General features: G+C 70.8%; 10 protein-coding genes, 1 tRNA gene and 2 pseudogenes. 7 read left to right on the plus strand and 6 right to left on the minus strand.

Translation table 11 applies throughout. The features are described from left to right. The first annotated feature begins 55 nt into the window (after positions 1-55). From AB0I52_RS05525 to AB0I52_RS05535, 3 genes are all read left to right on the plus strand, one after another. Entirely contained in the window at positions 56-2,686 is a 2,631-nt protein-coding gene (locus AB0I52_RS05525) for a phosphoribosyltransferase (RefSeq protein ID WP_363069502.1), read from the plus strand. Continuing rightward, on the plus strand, positions 2,683-3,531 hold the full coding sequence (locus AB0I52_RS05530) for an HAD family hydrolase (protein ID WP_363069191.1): 849 nt from the start codon (positions 2,683-2,685) through the stop codon (positions 3,529-3,531). Before AB0I52_RS05525 ends, AB0I52_RS05530 begins: the two co-directional genes overlap by 4 nt. A gap of 136 nt (positions 3,532-3,667) precedes the next feature. Further along, positions 3,668-4,327 carry an O-methyltransferase gene (locus tag AB0I52_RS05535; RefSeq protein ID WP_363069193.1) on the plus strand — a complete coding sequence of 220 codons (660 nt, stop codon included), beginning with the start codon at positions 3,668-3,670 and terminating at the stop codon, positions 4,325-4,327. Between the two features lie 50 nt (positions 4,328-4,377). Here AB0I52_RS05535 and AB0I52_RS05540 read toward each other — a convergent pair whose 3' ends face one another. The 4 genes from AB0I52_RS05540 to AB0I52_RS05555 all read right to left on the minus strand — a co-directional run bounded on the left by AB0I52_RS05540 (position 4,378) and on the right by AB0I52_RS05555 (position 7,792). Beyond that, positions 4,378-4,596 (minus strand): zinc ribbon domain-containing protein, encoded by a 219-nt coding sequence (locus AB0I52_RS05540; RefSeq protein WP_363069195.1) that lies wholly within the window; start codon positions 4,594-4,596, stop codon positions 4,378-4,380. A 191-nt stretch (positions 4,597-4,787) separates the two neighbouring features. Next, positions 4,788-5,390, minus strand: coding sequence for a DUF4383 domain-containing protein (locus AB0I52_RS05545; RefSeq protein ID WP_363069197.1), 603 nt, complete (start codon positions 5,388-5,390; stop codon positions 4,788-4,790). Positions 5,391-5,531: 141 nt separating this feature from the next. Continuing rightward, a complete protein-coding gene (locus AB0I52_RS05550; RefSeq protein WP_363069199.1) occupies positions 5,532-6,944 on the minus strand; it encodes a hypothetical protein in 1,413 nt (470 codons plus the stop codon). A gap of 71 nt (positions 6,945-7,015) precedes the next feature. After that, a complete protein-coding gene (locus AB0I52_RS05555; RefSeq protein WP_363069200.1) occupies positions 7,016-7,792 on the minus strand; it encodes a DUF4097 family beta strand repeat-containing protein in 777 nt (258 codons plus the stop codon). A 236-nt stretch (positions 7,793-8,028) separates the two neighbouring features. Here AB0I52_RS05555 and AB0I52_RS05560 point away from each other — a divergent pair. Further along, a tRNA-Val gene (locus tag AB0I52_RS05560) sits at positions 8,029-8,103 on the plus strand. A 251-nt stretch (positions 8,104-8,354) separates the two neighbouring features. Next, complete coding sequence (locus tag AB0I52_RS05565) at positions 8,355-9,158, plus strand: hypothetical protein (RefSeq protein ID WP_363069202.1); 804 nt, start codon at positions 8,355-8,357, stop codon at positions 9,156-9,158. Here the strand turns inward: AB0I52_RS05565 and AB0I52_RS05570 are convergent. Then, a pseudogene (locus AB0I52_RS05570) lies at positions 9,133-9,437 on the minus strand (transposase family protein); the annotation flags it as partial. The gene AB0I52_RS05565 and the pseudogene AB0I52_RS05570 sit on opposite strands and share 26 nt — an antisense overlap. A 181-nt stretch (positions 9,438-9,618) precedes the next feature. On the opposite strand from AB0I52_RS05570, the pseudogene AB0I52_RS05575 reads away from it, so the two are divergent. Continuing rightward, a pseudogene (locus AB0I52_RS05575) lies at positions 9,619-10,659 on the plus strand (MFS transporter); the annotation flags it as partial. 80 nt (positions 10,660-10,739) lie between these two features. On the opposite strand, the gene AB0I52_RS05580 reads toward AB0I52_RS05575, so the two are convergent. Next, complete coding sequence (locus AB0I52_RS05580) at positions 10,740-11,150, minus strand: Rid family hydrolase (protein WP_362958686.1); 411 nt, start codon at positions 11,148-11,150, stop codon at positions 10,740-10,742. Between the two features lie 164 nt (positions 11,151-11,314). Here AB0I52_RS05580 and AB0I52_RS05585 point away from each other — a divergent pair, with 164 nt between their 5' ends. Beyond that, on the plus strand, positions 11,315-11,719 hold the full coding sequence (locus AB0I52_RS05585) for a signal peptidase I (protein WP_363069204.1): 405 nt from the start codon (positions 11,315-11,317) through the stop codon (positions 11,717-11,719). The last annotated feature ends 70 nt before the right edge of the window (positions 11,720-11,789 follow it).

Raw genomic sequence — 11,789 nt, forward strand, 5'->3', positions numbered from 1 at the left:
CCGGCGCTGCCCCGGTGACGTCGTGCCGGACGGGCGTGACCCCGAGTGCGACCCGATGAGCGGGCGCACAGCTGAGGAAAGAGACGCGAACGTGGTGTGGTCGGGTAGCTGGGTCGGGGAGCGGCTGGGCGTCGAGCTCGTGGGCGACGGTGAGCTGCGGGAGCTGCTGGGCCTCGCCCTGCGGCGCAACCCCAAGCGGGCGCATCTGCTCGTCTCCCATGTGCTCGGCAAGCATGTGCCGCAGTACCCCTCGGTGGTCTACGGCGCCGGATTCGAGCTGGGCCGCCGGGTGCGGGAACTGCTCGGGGAGGCCGGGACACGGCGTGCGGTCGTGCTCGGCTACGCGGAGACGGCCACCGGCCTCGGCCACGCGGTCGCCGACGGGCTCGGCGCCGCACCGTATCTCCACTCGACGCGACGCCCCGTGGCGGGCGTGGCGCGTGCGGGCGGCTTCGAGGAGTCGCACTCGCACGCCACCTCGCACCTGCTCCTGCCGGAGGACCCGGACCTGCTGGCGGGGGACGCGGTCGGCGCGGCGGAGACCGGTGGCGCGGGGGAGGCGCACGCGTCCGACGCGGTCCTGGTGCTGGTCGATGACGAGTTCTCCACCGGCAACACCGTCCTCAACACCATCCGCGACCTGCACGAGCGCCACCCCCGCAACCGCTACGTGATCGTGGCCCTGGTCGACATGCGTTCGCCGGCCGACCGCGGCCGACTGGCCGGGTTCGCGGCGGAGATCGGCGCCCGGATCGACCTGGTGGCGAGGAACTCGGGCACGGTGCGCCTCCCGGACGGCGTCCTGGAGAAGGGGCAGGCGCTGGTCACGGCGGAGGAGGCGGCGCAGACGGCGGCGCAGCCGACAACCGTTGGGCCCGGCCCCCACCCCCCTCCCTGCCCGCGGGTGGAGCTGGGGTGGCCCGTCGGTGTGCCGGACGGCGGAAGGCACGGCTTCACCCCCGCGCACCGCGCCCGGCTGGAGGCGGCGCTACCCGCCATGGCGGACCGCATCGTCGCGGCGCTGGACTTCGGAGCGCAGGGGGAGGACACAGCGCGGGACGACAGGGCGCTGGACGACAGGGCGCGGCGCGTGCTCGTCCTCGGCTTCGAGGAGCTGATGTACGCACCCCTGCGCCTGGCCACCGCCCTGGAGGACCGCATCGGCGCCGAGGTCCGCTACTCCACCACGACCCGCTCCCCGGTCCTCGCGGTGGACGACCCGGGCTACGCGATACGCACCCGGCTGGTCTTCCCGGCCCACGACGACCCGGCGGACGGCCCCGGCGACCGGTACGCGTACAACATCGCCGGCGCCGGCTTCGACGCGGTCGTGGCCGTCGTCGACTCCACCGCGGACACACCCGAACTGCACGCCCCCGACGGACTGCTGGCGCGGCTCGCCCCGCACACCCATCAGGTGCTGCTCGCGGTCGTGCCCTCGTACATACCGCCGGACGCGCCCCCCGCGGCGGCCATCCAGCCCGAGGCCTCCGTCGCCGCCCCCGAACGCCAGGAAGAACCCCGCATGCTGCCCGAGCCCCTCCGCGGCCCCGCCTTCTCCTCCTACGCGCCGGACGAGGTCGGCTGGCTGCTCCAGGACCTCTCGGACACCGAGCTGGAGGCGCCCACCGAGGAGCGCGAGGAGGCGATACAGAGCGGTGGCGCGCACTACGCCGAGTCGCTGCCCGTCGAGTACCAGCCGTCCGAGCAGTACCAGGACCTGTTCAAGGCGGCGCTGGACCTGTCGGCCGCCCGCATCGCCCGCGCCGTCGGCGCCGTCACCGAGACCGTCCTCGCCGAGCGCGGCCCCCGTCCCGTGCTGGTCTCGCTGGCCCGCGCCGGCACCCCCGTCGGCGTACTGATGCGCCGCTGGGCCCGCCACCGGCACGGCGTCGACCTGCCGCACTACGCCGTCTCGATCGTGCGCGGCCGCGGCATCGACGCCAACGCCCTGCGCTGGCTGGCCGCCCACCACAACCCGGCCGACGTCGTGTTCGTCGACGGCTGGACGGGCAAGGGCGCCATCACTCGCGAACTGGCCGCCGCCATCGCCGAGTTCGAGGACTCCGACGGTACCGAGGGCTTCAACCCGGAGATCGCGGTCCTGGCCGATCCCGGCGGCTGCGTCCGCACGTACGGCACCCGCGAGGACTTCCTGATCCCCTCGGCCTGCCTCAACTCCACGGTGTCCGGCCTGATCTCCCGTACGGTCCTGCGCGCCGACCTGGTCGGGCCGCAGGACTTCCACGGCGCGAAGTTCTACCGCGAGCTCGCCGGATCGGATGTCTCGGGCCACTTCCTCGACACCGTCACCGAGCGGTTCGGTGCGGTCGCTGACGCGGTCGACGCCGACGTCAAGGAGCTGCTCGCCGCCGACCGCGCACCCACCTGGGAGGGCTGGGCCGCGGTGGAACGCATCAGCGAGGAGTACGGCATCCACGACGTGAACCTGGTCAAGCCGGGCGTCGGGGAGACGACCCGGGTCCTGCTGCGCCGGGTCCCGTGGAAGATCCTCGCCAAGCGCGGCGCCGGCGCGGACCTGGAACACATCAGGCTGCTGGCGCAGCAGCGCGGCGTGCCCGTCGAGGAGGTCGACGGACTCCCGTACACCTGCGTCGGGCTGATCCACCCCAAGTACACGCGCGGGGCGACCGGTGCGGACGGCAAGGCGGTGGAGTCCAAGTGACGTTCCACGCGACCTCCCCGGTCACGCCGGTCACGCTGGTCGCCAGCGACCTCGACCGCACCCTGATCTACTCGGCGGCCGCCCTCCAGCTCCCGATGCCGGACGCGGAGGCGCCCAGGCTGCTCTGCGTCGAGGTGTACGACCACAAGCCGCTCTCGTATGTCACGGAGACGGCCGCCGCACTCCTCGTCGAACTGGCCCGCTCCACCGTCTTCGTGCCGGCCACCACCCGTACCCGCGAGCAGTACCACCGCATCCACCTGCCGGGACCCGCGGCCCGGTTCGCGATCTGCGCCAACGGCGGACACATCCTCGTGGACGGCGAGTCCGACCCGGACTGGCAGCGGACGGTGACCCGCAGACTGGCCGACGAGTGCGCCTCGCTCGCCGAGGTCCGCGCCCACCTCATATCCGCCGCCGACCCCGCCTGGCTGCTCAAGGAGCGGGTCGCCGAGGATCTCTTCGCCTACCTCGTCGTCGACCGGGCACTGCTGCCCCCGGACTGGAGGCAGGAGCTGGCCGAGTGGGCGGAGCCGCGCGGCTGGACCGTCTCGCTCCAGGGCCGCAAGATCTACGCGGTACCGCGGCCGCTCACCAAGAGCGCGGCAATGCACGAGGTCGCCCGTCGCACGGGCGCCACGCTCACGCTCGCCGCCGGTGACTCCCTCCTGGACGCAGACCTGCTGCTCGCCGCAGACCACGGCTGGCGCCCCGGCCACGGCGAACTCGCCGACGCGCGGTGGAGCGCCCCGCACGTGACGGCGACCGCCGAGCGGGGCGTGGCCGCGGGTGAGGAGATCCTGCGGAGCCTCCTCCGGACGGCGGGCCTGCGCCGGGCCGCCTGACGGGCGGAGCGGGCGCGCCGAGGGGCTGTGCCGCGCGGCGCGCCGCCGAATCCGCTCGGACCGGCGGTGCCCGGCGGTTACAGTCACCGCGTTCTCGCCCGTCGGGAGAGCGCTCGGCCGACCAGGGAGTAGTGCGATGACCAAGGGAAACGAAACCAAGATCACGGACGAGCTGTACGCGTACATGCTGGCGCACAACCCGCCGCTGGACGCGGTGCAGCGCGAGGTCGTCGAGACCACGTACGCCCGTCTCCCCGACCACGCGGGCATGCAGTCGGCCGAGGAACAGGGCCCGCTGCTGGCCTTCCTCGTCCGGCTGACCGGAGCCCGTCACATCGTGGAGGTCGGGACCTTCACCGGCTTCTCCGCCCTGTCGATGGCCCAGGCCCTGCCTGCCGACGGACGGCTGATCGCCTGCGACATCTCGGAGGAGTGGACGGCATACGGCCGTGAGGCATGGGAGAAGGCGGGCGTCGCGGACAGGATCGACCTGCGGATCGCCCCCGCCCTCGACACCCTGCGGGCGATGCCGGCCGAACCGCACATCGACTTCGCCTACCTCGACGCGGACAAGGACAACTACATCCCGTACTGGGAGGAGCTGGTGCCCCGGATGCGTCAGGGCGGCGTCATCACCACGGACAACGTGCTGTTCCACGGCCGGGTGACCGACGCGCACGCGACCGGTGGAGCGGCGGCCATCAAGGAGTTCAACGACCACGTGTCCGCCGACCCGCGGATGGACAGCGTGCTGCTCACGGTGTCGGACGGCCTGACCCTGTCACGCAAGCGGTAGCGGTGGCGGCGGCACGCGGTGCGGTCGGCGGTGTGCTTGTGCCGGCCGGGTCAGCCGCAGCAGCCCCCACCGCAGCAACCGCCGCCGCCGCCACCGCCTGACGGCGCGGGCGCGGAACCGGCCGCGCCGCCCACGGCGACGGCGGAGAGAAGCTTCACGGTGTCCTCGTGCCCGGAAGGGCAGGAGGCGGGGGCCGAGGACTCAGCCATCGGGCGGCTGAGTTCGAACGTGTCTCCGCAGGAGCGGCAGCGGTACTCATAACGAGGCATGCCCCCCAGGCTATCCGCCAGGAGCGAATCCCAGGCAGAAGCAGAGACAGCGAAGAAAAGAGGCAGGCGGCAGGCAGCAGGCGTCCGAGCCCGAGCCCGAGCCCGAGCCCGAGCCCGAGCCCGAGCCCGAGCCCGAGCCCGAGCCCGAGCCCGAGCCCGAGCCCGAGCGCGAGCGCGGCGGGAAGGCGGCCCTACACCCACCGTCCGGAGGACGGCGGGACGACAACGGGCATCTCCTCGACCTGCCTGCGCCGCCCGAGTCGTTGCTCCTCTGCGGCTTCCTCGGGATGGCGGGTCCGCCAGTACGGGTTGTCGTGGGGGAGCCCGCCGCTGACGCGCCCGTACATCCCGAACAACATCAGCAGCAGCCCGACGACGAAGCTGAACAGGACGTTCTGGATCTGGAAGGCGAGGAAGTTCATCCCGGTGTCCAGCAGCGCGAGGTTCACGAAGCCGCTGAGGATGAACGCGATGCCGATGACCATGTTGAGGGTCGAGGCGAAGTTGCCGCCGATCACCATCCCGATGAACAGCAGCAGCCCGACACAGATCGACAGCACGCTGAGCGCGCCGTTGGTGCTGAGACCTGCGACGGTGTCACCGCCGGTGTCGAAGAAGCCGATCTTGTCGATCAGCCCGAGAATGCCGAAGGCGAGCAGCACCAGACCCATCAGCCCCGCCCCCACCCGGTAGACGCGGCTGAGCCGGTGATCGACGGGCAGATGCTCATCGAGCCGGGTGGCCTTGCGGTGAGCTGCGGGCCGTCGGGCGGGACGCAGTACGTGGGTGGCCATGAACGGGCCTCCTTCAGGTACTAGACCGGGCCTCCTTCAGGTACTACCAGGATCGCTCCGCGACGGGCACGGCGCACGCCAAACACCCACCGGCCGGTACCCGGACCGGCCGGTGGGTGACGCGGCGGGTGGCGGGACGACTCAGATGCCGGCCCCGCGCTCCTCACGGATCTCGGAGACCACGCGCGCGGCGGTCTGCCGTACGCCCTCCGTCACGGTCAGGAAGTGCCAGTAGTCGGGATGGCGTCCCTCAAGACCGGCGACGGCCTGATCGAGCCGGGCCACCGCGTCGTCCAGCGGACGGGCGTGGCGCGGATCGGGGGTGTTGCGCCCGGCCATGGCCAGCCGCTGGGCGTCCCGGATCGCGAACCGGGTCCGCTGGATCTCCTGCTGCGGGTCCTTGGCCACCTCGTTCAGCCGGTGCAGCCGGTCACCGGCTGCGGACACCGCCTCGTCGGTGGCGTTGAGCAGGGCACGTACCGTGCTGAGCAGGGACGTCGCATCGGCCCAGTGCTGCTCACTGCGCGCCTTCGCGGCCTCCTTCAGCTTCTCCTCGGCCTGGCGGACGTTGACCGCGGCCTGCTCCGGAACGGGCTGGAGGTCCTGCCAGCAGGCGGCCGAGAACCGTCGTCGCAGCTCGCTGAGCACGGGCTCGACGGAAGCGGACCGGGTCGTCAAGGCCTGGGCGCGGGTACGCAGTGTCACCAGCCGGCGATCGATCTCGGCGGCCCGCTCGGGCAACTGGGCCGCCTCGGCCCGTACGGCCTCGGCATCACGCAACACCTGATCGGCACGCTGGATGGTCTCGGCCACGCCGTGCCGGCCGGCGCCCTGGTTGAGCTTGGTCAGCTCGGGGGCGAGGGCGGCGAGCCGCGCGGCGAGATCGTCCGCTCGCAATCCGGACTCCCGCACCGTGTCGAGAGCATTGCTCGCGGACAGGAGCGCCTGCCGCGCCCGCTCCACAGCGGGCGCGAGCCGCGCGAGCTGGGTCTCGGCGCTGCCGAGCAGCGGCCCGAGACCGGCCGCGAACCGATCCAGCTCGCCCTTGACCCGTACGAGATCGTTCTTGGCGGATGACAGCTGGGCCTTGGCCTGTGTGGCGATCGACGGTTCGAGGTCGTCGCGGTCCAGATCGTGGGCGTCGACTGCGGTGATGTAGGCGCTGCTGGCCGCGTCGATGCTTCGCCCCAGCGCGGCGAAGTCGTCGACGGCCTTGCGCGCGGCGGGGGAACTGTCCACCGCGGTGATCGTCTCGATCGAGATCCGCAGATCGCGCTGAGCCGTGTCCAGCTCGTAGAAGGCCTCGGCGGCCGCGTCCTTCGCGGCCTGCGCCTCGGCCCGCTGCCCCTCACCGCGTCCGCCGAACCAGCGCCGCGTGCCGCCACCGGCGAAGGCCGCCGACAGCGCGCCCGCAAGCAGTGGCACCGGCAGAAGCATCAACACGAGTACATCGCTGACATCTCTGAGGGCGCCGACGGCGCGGACATCGCGGACGTCTCTGACGGCGGAACTCGCACCCGCTCTCGCCCGCGGCTTCGCGTGTGTCGCCGTCACATCCCTCTCCCGTGCCGATCGTCCCTGCCCGGTACATTCTCCCACCTGGTAAGGACGAACACACGGGCCGGTTAGTTCGCGCTTCGAACCGTGACTTCGCCGTTGTTGCTCCGGGCCTTCACGACATGGGGGCTGTCGTCGCTGCGCGGCACCTCCACCGACGTGTTCCCGTTGTCGGTCCTGGTGCTCACCGCGTACGAGGTGCTGCCGCCCGGCAGCTCGATGGTGACCTTCCCGTTGTCACTGACGGTGTCCACCAACGTCGGCACAGCAGTGAACGCCAGCCGCACCGCACCGTTGTCCGATTCGGCCTTCACGGACGAGCCGGAGATCCCCTCGGCGAGGATGCCGCCGTTGTTGCTGTCCAGCTTCAGCGGCCCGCTGGAATCGCGCACGGTCACATTGCCGTTGTCGGAGCGCAGGTCGAGCGGGGTGTCGAACCCCGACGCCGCGATCTTCCCGTTGTCCCCGTGCACGGTGACCGCCACCCCGCGCGGCACCTTCACCTGATGCCTGGAGGCACAGTGACTGACCAAGGCCTCGCACTTCACCTTCAGCGTCAGCGTGCCGCCCCGAATCTCCCAGCGCGGGTCGGGCCCGTTCCCGAGCACCACCCACCCGTCGACCTGCCGGGTCACCTCGACCTTCTTCACATCGGCCGGCACGAGCTCCAGGGTCGTGTTGCCCGCCTCGATGGTCAGCGTCTTCCCACTGAACGCGAACGACTTGTGTTCGACCGGTGCGTCGTCGGTGTCCGCACTGCCGCAGCCGGTGAGAACAAGAGCGGCAAGCACCGCTCCGCCGGACGCGATGAGTGTGCGGGCGCGGGTGCGGGTGCGGAGTGCCACGGTGATCGTTCCCCCAGATCGTGCGACGGTCGGTTCGTCGCTCAGCGTTCCGGCTCACGGTAGGTGCGCGCCGACACCCGGGGGAATCAGGACGGCTACCGTATGCGGGGTGGGGATATCCCCCGCCTCCGCACACTTTCGGCGGGCCCGCGCCGCGTGGTCCCACCCGGGCCGCTGCCGTCGGCAACCGTTTGTGACCAGGAGGCGTAGTCCATGTACGCTGTTGCCTCATCCACGGGTGCGTAGCTCAGGGGTAGAGCGCTGCTCTTACAAAGCAGATGTCGGCAGTTCGAAACTGCCCGCGCCCACCATGGCAAGTAGCAGGCGAACGCCTGTTTCCGACCCCTCAACCGGTCACGGTTGAGGGGTCTTCTCCTGGTGCCGTCGGCGCCGGAGCGCCCGCAGGGCAGTGTCCGATGCCGGCGCGGAGACCGGGCGGTTCTGGCCGCGATCATTTTCGTGGCCACGTCGGCATGCATATGGAACGATCCGAAAACTGCCCGATTGATGCCGGATACCTCCGACAGATCCGATGTCAGTGCGGTGAGCTTCACTGTCTGCCATGAAGCTCACACAGGCGACCGTCAGCGATCTTCTGGCCCAGCTCGACCCGGCAGGCGGCTACATGTACCTGCCTGGCGACCTGGACCCGCAGGCTCTGGCCGATCTGCTCGCCGACAGGTTCGGAGCCCCACGCACCCTCGTCCTCGACGGTTTCACCGATCCGACGGTCGACGGTTCGAGGGGTGCGGCTCTCCTGGTCCCTTTCGGGGACCGGGCCGTGAAGATACGGGCGTGGGCGTACGGGGACCAGTGGGTGGGCTCGGGCACGTCGCGAGATACCGAAGGCGTGGAGCGGCCGGTACTGGTGGTCGCTCAGAGGCAGGTGCCGGAACCTTTGGCGGTCGCTCCGGACGAGGGCGCGGACGTCGACTGGATGGAGCGGCTCGTACAGATCACCGGCTGGACGCAGCCCGCCCAGCGACCGGACGTGCAGTGGGCGGAGGTGGAGTCGCGCCTGGGAACCGCGCTTCCGACCGACTACAAGCGCATGGTCGAAACGTTCGGCGACGGCGCCTTCGACGCGTATCTGAGCCTGAACCAGGAGCCGTGGACGGATCTCAGGGAGGACGGACTGCTCATCTGGGCGGGTACGGAGCACGAGGACCTGTACTGCTGGAGAGCCGACGGCGATGACCCTGACCGTTGGCCCGTCGTCGTCCGGTCCTTTGACGGCGAGGATGCCTCTTTCGACTGCAACGCCGCGCAGTTCGTCTGTCGCATCCTCATCGACCCGCATCACCCGTTCACGATGGCCCGCTATTTCGACACCCACTGGTTCATGAACTACCGGATGAGGGACTGACCGCACCCGCACCGCCAACAACGCCCGCAGCCAGAGCTGTCAACCGGTGATGCGGATGGCGGATGGTCGAGCAGCGCAGCTTGCGCAGGAGTCGCCGGGTCTTGAGGGTGGCGATGGCCCGCTCGACGGGTGCGCGGGGTTTGGCGTGTGCGCGATTGACGGCCTGCTGGTCTGTAGCCAGTGGCCCCGGTGGCCCCCGTGGGGAAGCCGGATGGTGCCGACGGCGCCTCGGTAGCCTTTGTCCGCCCAGCACGGCATGTCGGCGGCGGTGCGGTCGACGGGGCGGCAGCGCGCCGTCCAGCATCGGATACGCCTTCGTAGAGGCGGCCTTCATCCCGCCCGGACCGCTCGGCTGCCTCCAGCCACAACAGCGCCCGGAATTCCCGACGTTCGGCGGTCAGGCGGCCCCACGCAGATGTCGCGCACGGCGGGTTCTGCATATCAGCCCAGGTCAGCGACCAAAGCGTTGCAGCCAAAGATACCGGCGGCGGCCGTGCTCGACGTGCTGAGCAGTCCGCTGCTCGCTGCCGTCGCCTTCCTGCTCGGCCTCGGTGGACTCTTCTTCGACACGACCGCCACGGCCTGTCTGCCGCAGCTGCTCGGCCGCGACCGCGCACTCCTGGCCCGCGCCAACTCCCGTCTGCGCGGCGCCCAGACCGCCGCGTCCGGCTTCGCGGGGCCGCCCGCGGGCAGTGCGCTGCTCGCGTTCGGGCGGGCGGTTCCGCTGCTCGCCGACGCGGTGTCGTTCGCGCTCTCCGCGGTGCTCGTACGGTCGTTGCCCGCCGCGCCCCGGCCCGCACCGGAGGCCCGGGAGTCGCTGCTTCGGCAGGCGCGGGCCGGGGCCTCGTACGTCTTCCGGGACCGGTTGCTGCTCCGGCTCGCGCTCCGTCCGGCGGTCGGGAACGTCGCCTTCCTCGCCGTGGAGACCGTACTCGCCCTCTTCGCGCACGACCGTCTCGGCATCGGCACCTTCGGCTTCGGCCCGCTCCTCACGGCGGAGGCCACCGGCGGCCTGCTCGGCGCGGGCATCGCCTCCTTCCTCGGCCGACGACTCGGCACCGGCACCGCGCTGACCTGTACGGCCGCGGTCGAGGGGCTTGCCATCCTGGGGCTTGCCGCCGCCCCGAATCCGTACGTGGCCGGGCTCGCGCTCGCCGTCTGCGGTGCGGGCATGGGCGCCACGATGGTGCTCGGGCCCTCCCTCCGGCAGGCGATCGTCCCGGCCCACCTGATGGGCAGGGTCGCCTCCACCTCCCGCATGCTCGCCATGTGCGCCGCCCCGTTCGGCGCCTTCCTCGGCGGCTGGCTGGCCACCACGTACGACATACGCACCCCGCTCTACGCCGCCGCCGGCCTCCTCCTCACCATGACCGCCGTCACGGCGAGCATGACCGGCAATCGCCGGGTCGAGGCGGCGCTGCGTGGAGCGGCCGCGGCCGGCGGTCCGGGCCACCCTGAATCCGCGGATTCCGTTCGGGAGGGCGCCCCCGTAAAGTTGTGACGCTTTCACTCGACTTCGTGGCCTCTGCCGTGGTCACGTGCACCTTGGTCGGAGCACATGGGGCCTGGCGGCGAACAGCCTCAGTCAGGCAGTGCCACGGTGAGATCCACCTCGACGAGTTGTCCGGAAAAGCCCAACTGGGCGACGCCCAGGAGAGTGCTGGCGGTTGTGAACGCCTGGCTGATGGCAGATTTGGTGAGCTGCTGCCACGCGGCTCCCAGAACGTCCCTGTCATCGCTCCGCACGTAGATCACTGACCGCACCACATGTCGGGGCTGGGCGCCCACGGCCGCGAGGGCGGCGAACGCGTTCGCCGCGACCTGGTCGATCTGCGCCTCAAGAGAGCCGGAACCGACGAGGTCGCCGTTTCCGTCAAGCGGACACTGCCCTGCAAGGTAGGCGGTGCGGCCGGGCTCCACCACGGTGACGTGGTGGTAGCCAGGCGTTTTATGCAACTGCTCGGGGTTGATGCGGGTGATCTTCTCAGTCATGTCCGCGAGTCTGACCAACGCGCTGCCGGCACGCATCGCAATTTCTGCCACCGGTGGACAACCGGCAGCGGCCCAACGTCGAAGAACAAACTCGGGGGCCGTTGTAAAGGTGCTGGTCAAGCTTCTGTGATCGGCGGAACGGGCGGCTGCTAGCGTCCGGATTCATGAACGACAGCGTGTACGTGGGCCATGCGGGCGAGGACGCGGCACTGGACCGGGGATGGCTGCTCGGTCACTTCAAGGACGCCGCGGACCCTCGCCACAGTGAGGCTGTGGAGGTCAAATGGGGCGTTCACCCGCGTGGCGACGAGCGTATGCAGTGGGTGAGGGGCGAGGAACGCACAGCTCTTCCGGTGCTCATCAGCGGTCGCTTCCATGTCCGGCTTCCTGGACGCAGTGTGCTTTTGGCACGGCAGGGCGATTACGTCGTCCGGGGCCACGGAGTCGACCACTCTTGGTTCGCGGAAGAGGAATCGGTAGTACTGACGGTTCGGTGGCCATCCGTACCTGGCTACTCCGTTACGCAAGAGGCGGAAAAGGGGCGACTGCCGGCCTGGCGGCGACGGTAGGGCGTAGTCGCTCGTTGGATCGACCAAGAACTCCTGTGCGGGCACCGGTTGTTGTCGGTGCCCCGGCGCT

Origin of the sequence: Streptomyces sp. NPDC050423 (genome assembly GCF_040655445.1) — a bacterium.
Lineage (GTDB): Bacteria > Actinomycetota > Actinomycetes > Streptomycetales > Streptomycetaceae > Streptomyces.